The organism is Streptomyces sp. NPDC058375, from assembly GCF_042723425.1.
In the GTDB taxonomy this organism is placed as follows: domain Bacteria; phylum Actinomycetota; class Actinomycetes; order Streptomycetales; family Streptomycetaceae; genus Streptomyces; species Streptomyces durocortorensis.
On the sequence record NZ_JBHXJG010000183.1, the window covers coordinates 1 to 14,934 of the forward strand.

11 protein-coding genes and 1 pseudogene are annotated in these 14,934 nt (G+C 72.4%); 4 read left to right on the forward strand and 8 right to left on the reverse strand.

The window, feature by feature from the left end; genetic code table 11:
- Positions 1–253 precede the first annotated feature (253 nt).
- Complete coding sequence (gene gmd / locus ACFWM7_RS25075; RefSeq protein WP_383264228.1) at positions 254–1,267, reverse strand: GDP-mannose 4,6-dehydratase; 1,014 nt, start codon at positions 1,265–1,267, stop codon at positions 254–256.
- A 114-nt stretch (positions 1,268–1,381) separates the two neighbouring features.
- Between gmd and ACFWM7_RS25080 the strand changes: the two genes are divergently transcribed.
- Complete coding sequence (locus tag ACFWM7_RS25080) at positions 1,382–2,365, forward strand: GDP-L-fucose synthase family protein (RefSeq protein ID WP_383264204.1); 984 nt, start codon at positions 1,382–1,384, stop codon at positions 2,363–2,365.
- Positions 2,366–2,448: 83 nt separating this feature from the next.
- Here the strand turns inward: ACFWM7_RS25080 and ACFWM7_RS25085 are convergent, their stop codons facing one another.
- The 7 genes and pseudogenes from ACFWM7_RS25085 to ACFWM7_RS25115 all read right to left on the reverse strand — a co-directional run bounded on the left by ACFWM7_RS25085 (position 2,449) and on the right by ACFWM7_RS25115 (position 13,504).
- Positions 2,449–3,954 carry an exopolysaccharide biosynthesis polyprenyl glycosylphosphotransferase gene (locus ACFWM7_RS25085; RefSeq protein ID WP_383264231.1) on the reverse strand — a complete coding sequence of 502 codons (1,506 nt, stop codon included), beginning with the start codon at positions 3,952–3,954 and terminating at the stop codon, positions 2,449–2,451.
- Positions 3,955–4,399: 445 nt separating this feature from the next.
- Positions 4,400–5,260 (reverse strand): annotated as a pseudogene (locus tag ACFWM7_RS25090) (hypothetical protein); the annotation flags it as partial.
- Positions 5,261–5,331: 71 nt separating this feature from the next.
- The gene (locus ACFWM7_RS25095) at positions 5,332–8,109 is read right to left on the reverse strand and encodes a SpoIIE family protein phosphatase (RefSeq protein WP_383264207.1); all 2,778 of its coding nucleotides are present in this window, start codon (positions 8,107–8,109) and stop codon (positions 5,332–5,334) included.
- A 96-nt stretch (positions 8,110–8,205) separates the two neighbouring features.
- Positions 8,206–8,835 carry an alpha-ketoglutarate-dependent dioxygenase AlkB gene (locus ACFWM7_RS25100; RefSeq protein WP_383264210.1) on the reverse strand — a complete coding sequence of 210 codons (630 nt, stop codon included), beginning with the start codon at positions 8,833–8,835 and terminating at the stop codon, positions 8,206–8,208.
- Positions 8,836–8,894: 59 nt separating this feature from the next.
- Positions 8,895–10,454 (reverse strand): GMC family oxidoreductase, encoded by a 1,560-nt coding sequence (locus ACFWM7_RS25105; RefSeq protein WP_383264212.1) that lies wholly within the window; start codon positions 10,452–10,454, stop codon positions 8,895–8,897.
- Positions 10,455–10,469: 15 nt separating this feature from the next.
- A complete protein-coding gene (locus tag ACFWM7_RS25110; RefSeq protein ID WP_383264215.1) occupies positions 10,470–12,047 on the reverse strand; it encodes an APC family permease in 1,578 nt (525 codons plus the stop codon).
- On the reverse strand, positions 12,035–13,504 hold the full coding sequence (locus tag ACFWM7_RS25115; protein ID WP_383264218.1) for an aldehyde dehydrogenase family protein: 1,470 nt from the start codon (positions 13,502–13,504) through the stop codon (positions 12,035–12,037). Before ACFWM7_RS25115 ends, ACFWM7_RS25110 begins: the two co-directional genes overlap by 13 nt.
- A 516-nt stretch (positions 13,505–14,020) precedes the next feature.
- Between ACFWM7_RS25115 and ACFWM7_RS25120 the strand changes: the two genes are divergently transcribed.
- Genes ACFWM7_RS25120 through ACFWM7_RS25130 form a run of 3 tightly spaced genes read left to right on the forward strand, consistent with a single transcriptional unit; the run spans position 14,021 to position 14,876 of the window.
- Entirely contained in the window at positions 14,021–14,215 is a 195-nt protein-coding gene (locus ACFWM7_RS25120) for a hypothetical protein (protein ID WP_383264221.1), read from the forward strand.
- Complete coding sequence (locus ACFWM7_RS25125; protein ID WP_383264223.1) at positions 14,212–14,553, forward strand: hypothetical protein; 342 nt, start codon at positions 14,212–14,214, stop codon at positions 14,551–14,553. The genes ACFWM7_RS25120 and ACFWM7_RS25125 overlap by 4 nt, the downstream gene beginning before the upstream one ends.
- The gene (locus tag ACFWM7_RS25130; protein ID WP_383264225.1) at positions 14,553–14,876 is read left to right on the forward strand and encodes a hypothetical protein; all 324 of its coding nucleotides are present in this window, start codon (positions 14,553–14,555) and stop codon (positions 14,874–14,876) included. Before ACFWM7_RS25125 ends, ACFWM7_RS25130 begins: the two co-directional genes overlap by 1 nt.
- Positions 14,877–14,934 lie beyond the last annotated feature (58 nt).

The following is a 14,934-nucleotide window of genomic DNA, read 5'->3' on the forward strand; positions in this document are numbered from 1 at the left end:
GGGTAGGCGGGGCCGGGGCCCCGCCCGTGGCCGGCGCGTTGAGCTCCACCGAGCGGTCGGTGGAGATCGGCGGTGGCGCCGGTGATCGCCCCGGGCGCGGCGAGCGCCGGCCGGGAGTCATGGGTGGCCGCCGGCCCGGTGCGGGCGTCGGCGGCCGCACGGTCCGGTCGGCCCGGTAAGGGGACGGCGGACCGGCGGCGGAGCGGACCGGTCCGGCCGCCGGGGGAGCGGCGGACGCTCAGGAGACGCCCGTTCACCGGTCCATCCGGACGGCGGCCCCGGACAGCTGGTCCTCCAGGCGGCGGATGTCGGCGTCGACCATGATCCGGGCCAGCTCACGGGACTTGACCTCGGGCTTCCAGCCCAGCAGCTCCTCGGCCTTGGACGCGTCACCGATCAACGCGTCGACCTCGCTGGGGCGTTCGTACTTCGGGTCGTAGCGCACGTGCTCGCGCCAGTCGAGACCCGCGTGCTCGAAGGAGATCTCCAGGAACTCCCGGACGCTGACGCCCTCACCGGTGGCGATCACGAAATCGTCGGGGTTGTCGCCCTGGAGCATCCGCCACATGGCGTCCACGTACTCCGGCGCGTACCCCCAGTCCCGGACCGCGTCCAGGTTGCCCAGGTGCAGCCGGTCCTGGAGCCCGGCCTTGATCCGGGCGACGCCCCGGGTGATCTTCCGGGTCACGAAGGTCTCGCCCCGGCGCGGCGACTCGTGGTTGAAGAGGATCCCGTTCACCGCGAACATGCCGTACGCCTCGCGGTAGTTGACCGTCGCCCAGTACGAGTAGACCTTCGCCACGCTGTACGGGCTGCGCGGGTGGAACGGGGTCTTCTCGTTCTGCGGGGGCGGGCTGGCGCCGAACATCTCCGAGGACGAGGCCTGGTAGATCCGGGTCTGGATGCCGCTGGCCCGGACCGCCTCCAGCAGCCGGACGGTGCCGAGCCCGGTGACGTCACCGGTGTAGAGCGGGGCGTCGAAGGACACCCGCACATGCGACTGCGCGCCCAGGTTGTAGACCTCGTCGGGCTGGATGTCGCGCAGCAGGTTCACCAGGGCCACACCGTCGGACAGGTCCGCGTGATGCAGGACGAAGGAGCGCTCCGGCTCCTCGGGGCCCTGGTATATGTGGTCGATCCGCTCGGTGTTGAAGCTCGAGGAACGGCGTATGAGCCCGTGCACCGTGTATCCCTTGTCGAGCAACAACTCGGCCAGATACGAACCGTCCTGGCCGGTGACTCCGGTGATGAGCGCGGTCTTCGCCACGATTCCCCCTTCTCTGCTGATCGCCTCGGCGGCGATGTTCACCGACATTTCGGAATTGGAGCGTTCTGCGGCAAACCGTCACCGCAGTCCTTTTCTGCTGGCACAATCCGAGCCATGACGACCGAACTCCCCGTCCCGTCCCAGGAATCCGCCCGTCCTCTACTGCGCCCCGGCTCCCGCATATTCGTCGCGGGACACCGCGGCCTGGTCGGCTCGGCGGTGGCCCGCCGCCTCGCCGACGACGGCCACGAGGTGGTCACCCGTGGCCGCGACCTCCTCGACCTGCGCGACGCCGCGCGGACCGAGACGTTTCTGAAGGAGGTCCGCCCGGACGCCGTGGTGCTGGCCGCCGCCAAGGTCGGCGGGATCATGGCCAACAGCACGTATCCGGTGCAGTTCCTGGAGGACAACCTGCGCATCCAGCTCAGCGTGATCGCCGGTGCGCACGCGGCCGGGACCGGGCGGCTGCTCTTCCTCGGCTCGTCGTGCATCTACCCCCGGCTCGCGCCCCAGCCGATCCGTGAGGATTCGCTGCTCACCGGCGAGCTGGAGCCCACCAACGAGGCATACGCCCTCGCCAAGATCGCCGGGATCGTCCAGACCCAGTCCTACCGGCGGCAGTACGGCGCGTCCTACATCAGCGCCATGCCCACCAATCTCTACGGGCCCGGCGACAACTTCGACCTGGAGACCTCGCACGTCCTGCCCGCGCTGATCCGCCGCTTCCACGAGGCGCGCAGGGACGGGGCCCCCGAAGTGACTCTGTGGGGATCCGGCTCCCCGCGCCGCGAGTTCCTCCACGTCGACGACCTCGCCGCCGCCTGCGTCACCCTGCTGGAGGACTACGACGGCGACGAACCCGTCAACATCGGCTGCGGCGAGGACCTCACCATCCGCGAACTCGCCGAGACCGTACGCGATGTGACGGGCTACCAGGGCCGCATCTGCTGGGACACGTCGAAGCCCGACGGGACGCCCCGCAAGCTGCTCGACGTCACCCGCCTGACCTCCCTCGGCTTCAAGCCGCAGATCCCGCTGCGTGACGGCATCGCCCGCACCTACGCCTGGTGGCTCGGACAACTCGCGCCCGGACAGTGACCGTTCGCCGCCGTCGAGGCCTGGAGAGGTCTCGCGGCGGCGCACCGGTGGTGCTGCTCCTCGCATCCGCACGCCCGCCGCTCTCAGTACGCCCCGCGGCCGTCGGTGACGGCGCGCACGGTGCGGGCGAGGAGTCCCATGTCGGCGGCGACCGACCAGTTGTCCACGTACCAGAGGTCGAGCGAGACGGTCTCCTGCCAGCTCAGGTCGGAACGGCCGCTCACCTGCCACAGGCCCGTGAGCCCCGGCTTCACGGTGAGCCGGCGGTGCTCCCGCTCGTCGTAGCGCGACGCCTCCTCCGGCAGCGGCGGCCGCGGGCCCACCAACGACATGTGGCCCAGCAGCACATTGACGAGCTGCGGGAGTTCGTCGATCGACGTGCGCCGCAGCATCCGGCCGACCGGAGTCACCCGGGGATCGCTGCGCATCTTGAACAGCGGGCCGTCGACCTCGTTGGCCGCGGTGAGCCGCGCCTTGAGGTGCTCCGCGTCCGGCACCATCGTGCGGAACTTCCACATGGTGAAGGGCCGGTTGTGCTGCCCCTGCCGCACCTGCCGGTGGAAGACCGGGCCCCGCGAGGAGAGCCGGACGCTCAGCGCCACGGCCAGTAACAGCGGTGCCAGGGCCAGCAGTCCGAACAGGGCGCCCGTACGGTCCAGTACGGCCTTCACCGCCGCCTGCGGCCCCCCGCGCTGCGGCGGCGCGATGTGCAGCAGGGTGAGCCCGGCCGCGGTGACGGGACGCACCCGCGCCGCCGCCACACCGGACAGCTCCGAGAGCACGGAGAGGGCGACGCCCCCGTCGTGCAGCCCCCAGCCGAGGCGGCGCAGCCGGTCGCCGGTCAGCTGGGGCCCGGGAGCCACCAGCACCAGGTCCGCCGCGTGGGCGAAGACCCCGCCCAGCACCGTCGACACATCGTCGTCGGCTGGGCAGGACGCGAGGCGCCCCGGCACCTGCACCCCGTCCAGCTCCAGCCGGCCGGCCCCCACCGGTATGGCGGCGACGAGCGCATAGCCGTGATCCGTACGGGAGTTGAGTAGCTCGGCCACCCGGCCCACCCCCGCCGCCTCACCGACCAGCAGCACCCTGCGGACCCGGCTTCCCCGCCGTGCGGAGCGCAGCCCCGCCACGGCCGTTGCGATCAGGAGCCCCGGCGCGACGGCCACGACGGCCGTGGCCGGGTCCACCGGGCTGCCCGCCGCCGTGTGCAGCACGGCCAGCAGACCGATGAGCACGAGCCAGTCGCTCACCGCCCCGCCCACGCCGGGCGCACTGCCCGGCTCGGCCCGCAGCCGGTCGGTGTACCGTCCGCGGGCACCGCGCAGCCCGGCCCACAGCAGCCCCGCCACCGCGGCGGCCGCCACCGGGCGCGGCTGGTCGCCCGCGCGCAGCAGCAGCCACGCCGGACCGGCCAGACCCAGCAGATCGGTCAGCGCGACGAGGGCCGGGCCGGGATCGGGCTTGCGCCGGACCGGCGCCGGTCCCGCCGGATCGCGCTGAGCTGTCGGAGCCCTCCACAGCTGTTCCAGGGCCGCCGTGCGATTCCGGGATGCGGCGGTGCGGGGGCGCGGCGCGCCCCGGAGCCCCACCGGTCCGGACAAGCCGGTATCAGGTACCGGTCCGGATAGGTCGGTATCAGGTATTTCGACATGCCCCATGAGCCCCCCAGCCACAGTTGCACCCCCACAAACGGGACGCATCCGCCGATCCCATGGACTGACGGATGCGCCCTCGCTCGGTGCACGATATCCACACACGTGCCATTTCGCTGGAGTTCTCGTGAAGTTCAGACGGTCTGGTTCGGGCACCTCCGATCGGCCGGAACCGTTCGATGTCCCCTGCTGGGCAAGCAGGTTGAGGGAGAGACAGGCCGGTAAGCGCTTGTATCCGGCGGTGCCGAGAGGCGGCTCGTGGAGGTTCGGGCTCCGCCGCGCCCCGGCGGAAACGTGTGAACCCCCTGGCGGGCGGTGTGTCCGGCAAGGGGGTTCACACGTTCCCCGCCCGCTCCCGAGGGGCGGACGGGCTGCTACGGCGTCAGAGTGCGCCCTCCGTGCGCCTCTTGGCGCGCCGGCGGACCAGTACCCCCGCGCCAACGAGGGTCGCTGCCGCGAGAGTTATCGACATCACAGTGGCCCCGGTGGCGGCCAGGCTGCCGCCGCCGGACGTGGCGGCGGTCCCGGGGCCGCCCCCGACGCCACCGCCGACCGTGGAACCGGTGCTCCCGGCCGTACCGGTGGAGCCGGATCCCCCGGTGGAGCCGCCGGCCGACTGCGTACCGCTGTCGCCGCCTGTCGATCCGTCACCTCCCGTGCTGCCGGAGCCGTTCGAGGTCTCACCGGAGCCGCCGGTGTCGCCTCTGGTCTCTCCGCCGCTGTCTCCGCCCGCCTCGCCGCCGCCGGTGGCCGCGGTGACGGTGAGGGTCACGGCGGCGGTACGGGTGGTGCCGACGTCGTTGCGGAACTCGGCGCGGTAGCGGTAGCCGTCCTGCGCCGCCCTCGCGGTGAACGTGAGGGCCGACGCGCTCGCACCCTCGACGTCCTTCCAGGTCTGCGAGCCGTCGGTGCTGACCTGCCAGCGGACCGTGGGCTCCGGGGCGCCCTCCGCCTCGGCGGTGAGGGAGACCTCCTCGCCGTCCTTCGCCGTGAGATCGGCGGGCGCGCGGGTCACCAGGGGCGAGACCTGCCGGACCAGCTTGGTGATCTTCCCCTCGGCGGGGCTGGTCACATAGGCGGTGGCGCCGCCCGGCTCGACGGCGAGCGAGGCCGCCCCGGCCTGGGAGTGGTTGCCGGGCAGCGACAGGTCCTTCGCGGCCACGGCGAAGTCCTCGTCGTCGTAGACGGTCAGCGTGCCGTTGTTGTCGTTGGCCGGGTCGGAGAGGTCCCCGCCGTCCTGCCAGAACTCGGTAAGGCACCTAAGTAGAAGTCTGTTGGGTTGTCAACAAAGTGGACCGGCCGGTGCGGAGAGGATCAGGCGTCGTCGGCCGGCGGCAGGGCCTGCTCGGTCCAGATGGTCTTCCCGGTGGGGGTGTACCTCGTGCCCCACCGCTGGACGAGCTGCGCCACGATGAACAGGCCGCGCCCGCCCTCGTCGTCCTCCGCGCTGTGCCGCAGGTGCGGGGAGGTGTGGCCGGTGTCCGCCACCTCGCACACCAGGGTGCGGTCCCGGATGAGGCATAGCCCCAGCGGCCCGCCCGCGTACCGGACTGCGTTGGTGACCAGCTCGCTGACGACCAGCTGGGTCGCGAACACCAGCTCCTCCAGGCCCCAGGCCTCCAGTTGGCCGGTGGCCAGCTCGCGGGCGCGGCCCACCGAGACCGGTTCGGCGCTCAGCTCCCAGTCGGCGACCCGTTCCGCGTCGAGCTCGCGGGTACGGACCAGGAGCAGGGCCGTGTCGTCGGCGCTCGTGCCGCCGGGCACCAGCTCGGAGACGGCTCGGTCGCACAGCTCCTCCAGGGAGGCGGAGCGGTCGCCGAGCACCCGGCCGAGCGTGTCGAGGCCGTGGCTGATGTCGTGGTCCCGGGCCTCGACCAGGCCGTCGGTGAACAGCGCCAGCAGGCTGCCCACCGGCAGGTCGACCTCCATCGACTCGAACGGCAGGCCGCCCAGGCCCAGCGGCGGCCCGGCGGGCAGGTCCGGGAACGTCACCCGGCCGCCGGGGTCGACGATGGCCGGTGGCAGATGCCCGGCACGGGCCATGACGCAACGCCGGGAGACCGGGTCGTAGACCGCGTACAGGCAGGTCGCCCCGGTGGTCACGTCGTACGTCTCGACGGCCCCGCCGTACGCGTCCGGCGGCTCCTCCGCGGGCTGCCCCACCAGGTCGTCCAGCCGGGTCAGCAGTTCGTCCGGGGCCATGTCGAGCTGGGCGAAGGCCCGTACGGAGGTACGGAGCCGCCCCATGGTGGCGGCCGCCTGGAGGCCGTGCCCGACCACGTCCCCCACGACGAGGCCGACCCGGGTTCCGGACAGCGGGATCACGTCGAACCAGTCGCCGCCGACGCCGGTCACATCGTCGGCGGGCAGGTAGCGGTAGGCGGTCCGGACCGCGGACTGCGGCGGCAGGTGGTGCGGCAGCAACTGCCGCTGGAGCGCGAGGGAGGCGGTGCGCTCGCGGGTGTAGCGGCGCGCGTTGTCGATGCAGACCGCGGCCCGGGCCGCCAGCTCGTCGGCCAGGGCGACCTCGCCGTTGTCGAACGTGGTCGCCCGGTCGGGGGCGGGCGACCGGCCCGAGGCGTCGGGCCCGGCGCCCCGGTCGAAGGTGACGAGCCCGAGGATGCCGCCGCCGGCCCGCAGGGGCACGACCAGGGTGCCCTCGTCGAGCACGAGCCCGCCCGAGGACAGGCTGCGGTTCTGCGGGGAGCCGGGCGGATAGACGACGGGCGGATACGGGTGCCGGTCGTCCCCGGGGCCCGCGGAGCCGCGCGCTGTACGGGGGGCCGCCTCCGGACGGGCGTCCGCGAGTGCGGGGTCGGGCGGGTCGGGATCGGGCGGGCCCGGGTCGGGGAGGGCCGGATCGAGCATGCCCGCGTCGGGGAGGGCCGGTTCCGGTGCAGCCCTCACGGGGGCCGGCGGGGACGGATCGGGCAGGCCCGGGCCCGGGCCGCCCTGACCCGCGCCGCCCTGACCCGCGCCGCCCTGACCCGCGCCGCCCTGACCCGCGCCGCCCTGACCCGCGCCGCCCGGGTCGGGGAGGGCCGGGTCCGGTGTCGTCGCTCCCGGCTCCGAGCGTTCCGCGACCCGCATCAGCGACATGTCCGCCGGGCTGCCCACCGCCGCCGTCTCCCCGGTCACCGCGGCCCGCGTGACATCGACCCGTACGGTCGAGGCGAAGTCCGGTACGGCCACCTCGGCGATCTCCTCGGCGGTGGTCGCCACGTCCAGGACCGTGCCGATCCTGCGCCCGGCCTCGACGAGGAGGGTCAGCCGCTCCTGGACCCGGTAGCGGTCGGTGATGTCGAAAGCGTCCTCGCACACGCCGAAGACGTGCCCGTGGGCGTCCTCCAGCCGGTAGTAGGCGCAGGACCACAGGTGGTCGCGCCCCGGGTCGCTGGGCTGCTGCCCCCGGAAGTGCAGGTCGAGGATCGGCTCGCCCGTGTCGAGCACGTGGTGCATGACGCCTTCGAGCGTCTGCGGATAGCCCGGGGTCACGAAGGAGCCCCCGGAGTACAGCTCGTCGGCCCGCTTGCCCCGGAACGCGGCCAGCGGCTGCCCGATCTCCCGCTCGTACGCCGTGTTGCTCCAGGTCAGCCGCAGATCGGTGTCGTAGATCGCCAGTCCGACCGGCGACTGGGTGGCCAGCCCCTGGAGCAGGGCGAGCCGCGATTCCCAGTGCCGCAGTTCCCCGACCTCGGCCGCCACCAGGATCCGGTCCGGGGCGCGGGAGCCACGGGTCGCGGCCCCGCCCGGCAGCGGGCACATCGCCGTCGCCACCAGCAGCTCACGGCCGTCGCGGGCGCGTGCCACGTGGATCTCGTTGCCGAGGAGGGACGGCGGGCCGATGCCGGCCGCGGTCCCTCCCGCTGCTTCGGCTGCTTCGGCCGGGGGAGTGCCGCCGACCGGGCGCACCGAGAGGAACGCGCTCAGCGGCCGCCCCAGGACATCGGCGGGGCCGTAGCCGAGCAGCTCGGCGGCCGCGGGGCTCCAGCCGACGACCGTGCTCTCGGCGTCCAGAACCACCGTGGCCGCCCTGGTGATGTCCAGAGGTCCACGGAAATCGGCGCTCTCCGCCGTGTTCGCCGCGCTCACGGCGCGACACCGGCCCGGTTCATTACTTTCAGAATCGGCCCTGCCCGGAACCCGCACAACCGCGGTGCCCCGGGCCGCGCCCGCGGGAAGCCGGGGTCAGCGCACGCCGTCGGGCCGGAACTGCACGCTGACGCGTGGCCCGACGGCCCGCGCGGTCTTGGGGATCGCGTGCTCCCAGGTGCGCTGGCAACTGCCGCCCATGACGATCAGGTCGCCGTGGCCGAGCGTCCGGCGGACGGGGGCGGGGCCCGGGCGGCGCGGCCGCAGCGCGAGGGGCCGGGGCGCGCCCAGCGAGAGGATCGCGACCATCGTGTCCTCGCTGCTTCCCCGCCCGATGGTGTCCCCGTGCCAGGCGACCCCGTCCCGCCCGTCGCGGTAGAAGCACAGCCCCGCCGTGGTGAACGGTTCGCCCAGCTCGGCCGCGTAATGCTCGCCCAGCTCGGTGCGGGCGGCCTCCAGGGCCGGATGGGGCAGGGGGTCGCGGCGGCCGAAGAAAGCCAGCAGCCGGGGGACCGCCACCACGCGCTCGTACATGACGCGCTGCTCGGCCCGCCAGGCGACCTCGCGTACCAGCGTGTCGAACAGTGTGTCCGCACCTTGGAGCCACTGCGGCAGCACGTCGATCCAGGCCCCATGGCCGAGATCGGTGCGCCGCAGTCCGCTCAGGGGGCGGGTGCCGACCTCGGCCTCCTGGTCGAAAAGCGAGCTTTGCAGGTGTACGGCCATGGGGAGAGCGTAACGCTATTCGAGCACGTGTGCGAATACTCGTACGGGTCGGGCCGGGCTCAGCCTTCCTTGACCAGGTCCGCGCACTTCTCGCCGATCATCATCGTGGTGATGCACGGATTGACCGTCGGCAGGAACGGCATGACCGACGCGTCGGCCACCCGCAGCCCCGTGACGCCCTTCACCCGCAGCTGCGGGTCGAGCGGCGAGTCCGGGTCGTTTGCCGGGCCCATGCGGACGGTTCCGGCCGGGTGGTAGACGGTGTTGTGGGTCTCGCGGATGTAGTCGAACAGCTCCGCGTCCGTGGTCGCGCCGGGCCCAGGAGCCAGCTCGGCCCCCGCCCACGCCGCCATCTCCGGCTGCGCCACGATCTCCCGCGCCAGCCGCAGCCCGTACGTCATCACCCGTACGTCGTGCTCGTCGGTGAAGTAGCGCGGATCGACCCGGGGCTTGTCCCGGAAGTCCCGGGTCCGCAGCCGCACCGTGCCCCGGGACCGGGCGCGGGTGACGTTCGGGGTCAGGCAGAACGCGTTGTCCGAGGTGGGGTAGCCGCGCCGGTAGGTGTTCAGGTCGAACGGCACCGACCCGTAGTGGAACATCAGGTCCGGCCGGTCGAGCCCCTCCTCGGTGTCCGCGAAGATCCCGATCTCCCACCACTGGGTGGAGGCGGAGACCATGGGCCGCTTCGCCTCCCACATGATCACGCCCTCCGGGTGGTCCTGGAGGTGCGAGCCCACGCCGGGGGAGTCCACCCGCACGTCCACCCCGGTCTCCCGCAGATGGCCGGCCGGGCCGATGCCCGACAGCATCAGCAGCTTCGGGGAGTCGATCGCCCCGCAGGAGACGATCACCTCGCGCCGGGCGTGCACCGTCCCGCTGTGCACGGTGTCGGGCTCCAGGTACTCCACTCCCGCGCACCGCTCGCCGTCGAACAGCAGCCGTTTCGCCTGGAGCCCCGTCCGTACCTCCAGGTTGGGCCGCTTCCCCAGCACCGGGTGCAGATACGACACCGAGGCCGAGGAACGCGTCCCGTCCTCGCGGGCGTTGATCTGGAACCAGTGCGCGCCCCGGATCACCGTGGAGCCCGTGTTGAACGGGACGGTGGGGATGCCCGCCGCCGCGCAGGCCTCCAGCAGCGCCGTACCGCACGGGTCGCGCGGCGGCACGGTCCGGATGGTGACCGGGCCGGAGCGGCCGTGGTGGTCGCCGGGCGCGTCGTTGGTCTCCAGCCGCCGGTAGAGCGGGAAGCAGTCCGCCGCGCTCCACCCCGTACAGCCCAGCGCGCCCCATTCGTCGAGGTCCTCGGCCGGGGCCCAGAAGGCGATGCAGGAGTTGTGCGAGGAGCAGCCGCCGAGCACCTTGGCGCGGGCGTGCCGCATGAAGCTGTTGCCCCGCTCCTGCGGCTCCACCGGGTAGTCCCAGTCGTAACCGGACTCCAGCAGCGCCATCCAGCGGTCCAGCCGCAGGACGCTGTCGTCCCCGACGTCCGAGGGGCCCGCCTCCAGTACGCAGACGGTGACGTCGGGGTCCTCGGTGAGCCGGGCGGCGATGACGGCGCCGGCCGTACCGCCGCCGACCACGACGTAGTCGAACGTGGGCGCAGAGCTCTCTTCGGGCATCGGGATCTCCAGGATTCAGGCGGCCGGCGGGGGAGCGGTGGGGTCCGCGGCCTTGAAGCGGTGCTCGGCGAGTACGCCGGTCCGGTGCCGCTGGACGAACCAGTAGTAGGCGAAGCCGCCGAGCGCGACGACGCCGATGAACAGGAACGCCCCCCAGCGCAGATACCAGTGCTGCGGGCCGGTCGCGTTGTACACCTCGGCGCGTGGCCAGGCCAGGTTGAGCGACATCGCCGTGCCCCAGAGCACGGCAGCGATGTTGACCGGCAGCCCCCAGCGGCCCAGCGAGAACGCGCCCTCGCGCGGCTGCCAGTCGCCGCGCAGCCGGCGCAGCAGCATGGGCACGGTGACCAGCAGATAGGCCACGTAGATCATGATGATCGCGATACTGGTGATCACCGAGAAGATCTGCGGCTGGTTGATGTTGACGACCAGGATGACGACGCCCACCACGCCGATCAGCACGGCGGGCACCACGGGCGTCTTGAACCGGGGGCTGACCCGGGCGAGCACCGACCCGGCGGGCAGGTTGTTGTCCCGCGCCATGGCGAACATCAGCCGGATCCCGGCGGCCTGCACGGCCAGCACGCACACCGTGATCGCGACGACGACCGCCCAGAGGAAGATCTCGCCGATCGTGTCGCCGAGCGTCGCCAGCACCACGTACTGGAGTCCGCCGGTGGACAGCTCCTCGGCCTTCAGGTCCGGCACCGAGAGCAGCGCGAAGAGCAGGATGAACGCGCCGATCAGGAACGAGGCGATGAGCGCCCGCAGGATGGCGCGGGGTGCGTTGCGGCCCGGGTTGTGCGACTCCTCGCCGAGCGAGGACGCGGTGTCGAAGCCGTACATCACATAGGCGGAGGCCAGCGAGGCGGTGAGGAACGCCCCGAAGTAGCCCAGCGACTGGCCGCTGCCGAGCCCGTACGTCTCCGTCAGCGCGGTGCTGGGGCCCCGGGTGATGTGGGCGGCCAGGAAGATGATCAGGGCAACGGCGGCGATCAGCTCGATGAAGACGCCCGCGGAGTTGATCCGGGCCATGAGCTTGACGCCGAACGCGTTGACCAGCGTGGAGAACAGGATCAGCACGGAGCCGAGCAGCACGGCGTTGGCCGCCTGGTCGTTCTTGCCGCTCCCGTCGCCCACGAACTGGAACCAGTCGTCGATCTGCGGCAGCGTGATCTGGTACGCCAGGGCCACCGCCGACAGGGTGACCATGGTGGCCGTCATCATCATCCAGCCGCCCAGCCAGCCGACGTGCGGGCCGCCCATCTTCTTGGCCCAGTTGTAGACCGAACCGGCCACCGGATAGCGGGCGGCCAGCTCGCAGAAGCACAGGGCCACCATCAGCTGTCCGCAGAAGACCATCGGCCAGGACCACCAGTAGGCGGGGCCGCCGAAGCTGACGCCGAAGTAGAACAGCTGGAAGGTGCCGGTCAGGATCGAGATGTAGCTGATCCCGGCGGCGAAGGTGTGGAAGTTGCCGAGCGTGCGCCGGAGTTCGGGCTTGTAGCCCAGCTCGCCGAGCGCGTCGTCGTCGTGGCTGCTGTCCGGCACCGCCCGCCCTTCGGGGCCCGTGGTGCCGCTCACTCGAACCACCGCTGCGGAGTCGCCGCGACATTGCGCCAGATGTGCTTGGCCTCCTGGTACTCGGCGAGCCCGGCCGGCCCCAGCTCGCGGCCGAAGCCGGACTGCTTCATGCCGCCCCACTCCGCCTGCGGTACGTAGGGGTGGAAGTCGTTGATCCACACGGTGCCCGCCCGCAGCCGCGCGGCCACCCGGTGGGCGCGCCCGCCGTCCTGCGTCCAGACGGCCCCCGCCAGCCCGTACACGGTGCCGTTGGCCAGCCGGACCGCGTCGTCCTCGTCCCGGAACCGCTCGACCGTGAGCACCGGACCGAACGACTCGTCCTGCACCACGGACATCGAGGCCGCGCACTCGTCGAGCACGGTGGGCGGGTAGTAGAAGCCGTTCGCCAGCGCCGGATCGTCGGGCCGCGCCCCGCCGCAGCGCAGCACCGCGCCCTCGGCGATGCCCTCCGCCACGTACGCCTCGACCTTGTCGCGGTGCGCGGCGGAGATCAGCGGCCCGCTGCGGGCGTCCTCGTCGAACGGCCCGCCGAGCTTGATCCGGCCCGCCCGCTCCACCAGCTCGTCCACGAACCGGTCGTGCAGCTCGTCCTGCACGAGGAGCCGCGCCCCGGCGGAGCAGACCTGCCCCGAGTGCAGGAACACCGCCATCAGCGCGTAGTCGACGGCGGTGTCGAAGTCGGCGTCGGCGAAGACGATGTTGGGGTTCTTGCCGCCCAGCTCCAGGGCGACCTTCTTCACGGTGGGCGCGGCGGCCGCCATGATGCGCCGCCCGGTGACGAGCCCCCCGGTGAACGACACCAGGTCCACCCGCGGGTCCTCGGTCAGCGGCGCCCCCACCACACCCCCCGCGCCGAGCACCAGATTGGCGACCCCGCCCGGCAGCCCGGCCTCGTCCAGCAGCCGCATGAGCAGGATGGCGGTGTGCGGGGTCAGCTCGCTCGGCTTGAGGACGAACGTGTTGCCGGCCCCGAGCGCCGGGGCGACCTTCCACGCGGTCTGGAGCAGCGGATAGTTCCACGGGGTGATGAGCGCGCAGACGCCGACGGGTTCGTGCACGACCCGGCTGTCGACGTCCGCGAGCCCGGTGTCGACGACGCGGCCCCCGTCCCCGGCCGCGACGAGCTCGCCGAAGTACCGGAAGCAGTTCGCGATGTCGTCCATGTCGTACGCGCTCTCGACCAGCCGCTTGCCGGTGTCCAGCGACTCGGCCCGCGCGAACACGTCCTTGTCCCGCTCCAGCAGCTCCGCGACCCGCAGCAGCAGCCGCCCCCGCTCGGCGGCGGGCGTGCGGGGCCAGGCCCCCTCGTCGAAGGCCCGCCGGGCCGCGGCGACGGCCGCGTCGGCGTCCTGGGCCCCGCCCTCGTCGACGGCGGCCACCAGCGTGCCGTCGGCCGGACAGCGGATCTCCCGCGTCCGTCCCTCGGCGGCGGCGGTCCACCGGCCATCGATGAACAGCTCCGGCATGGGCTCCTCCTGTACGGGGGCGGGCCGGGCGCCCACCGGGTGCGGGCCACGGCGACGACCGGCCCCCTGCGCGACGACGTCAGCACAGACGGTAAGGGCGGCCGGGCGGGTGCGCAGCACGGGCGGGGCCGATCGGAGCAGGCGCTGCCCCGGGGGCATGGGTTCTCGATCAAGCGCAACGATCGACGGGGTGTACCTGAGGTCACCCGATACGATTCTCGCCGCACCGTGTCGGAAGACGACAACTGCAGGGGGGGCGTATGTCGTTCGAAGAGGAATGGGCCGACCTGAAGGCTGAAGCACTCGCGCGCCGGTCCACCGATATGCAGCTCAATCAGCTGCCGCCCGAACCCGGGGGCGCCCCGGCGGGGGCGACTGGGAACGGCACCCTCGACTACAACAGCGCGTCGATCAACGGCAACGCCAATCTGCTGATCGAGATCGCGGGCTTCCTCCACGAGGGCCGACCGGACGGCGACCTGTGCACCATGGCGCGGGAACCGAGAACACACAGACGTGGCCGCGCAGGTCGAACGCTTCGGCAGGTTCGCCGACGACCAGTACAGGGACGCGGTCGCGCTCTTCGCCGCTCTCTCCACACGGCTCAGGACCGCCGGGACGGACCTCGTGACGGTGGACCACGGCAGGGCCGAGGAGTTCCTGGACGCGATTCTGCGTAACGGCAGCTACATACCGCCGGAGGCGAAGTGAGCGAGCTGAGTCACCGCAGTGACGTCGAGTTCCTGGAGGGCCGCAACCCGCCGCTCGTGGAGCGGAACGCCGACGAGTTCCTGCGCATACGCAACATGCTGGCAGAGGCGGACGAGCCCGCCGAGCGGGCCGAGAAGAAGACGCACTGGCAGGGTGAGGGAAGCCGTCACTACGAGGCTCGCGTCGCCGAAGCGCGCAAGTTGGTGAACGAACTCGCGGAAGGCTACGGCAAGGCCGCCAGTGCGCTTCGCGGTTATGCCTTCGCACTGACGACCGCTCAGGCATACGGCCGGGGTTTCGACAACGACCTCTCCAACGCCAGGGAGGCGATGCGCTGATGTCCGACCGCACGGACATCATGCACGCGACCGAGGACGACGGGTGCCTGCGGTGGGTGATGGCCGTACCTCTTGGGATCCTGAACCTGCTCGCGGCCGGTTTCTGCTACTCGGCGTGGACGATCCGCCCGTCGGGGGTCTGGGACAGGGACGCACACGGCGCCATCACACTGCTGTGCTTCCTCACCATCGCGGTCAGCGTCATCACTCTGGTCATCACAGTGGCCCCTCCCACGGTGCGGCGCGCGATGGGCCCCTGGTGGCTGGCGCCACCGCTGATCCTCGGAGCGGTCGCGGCGGCCAGATGGGTCCTGGGCGGCTGAGGGGAGCGCTCCTCGGCGGTCGGCGCCCGTCGAGGACCCGGGCCGGGGTCCGTGGCCC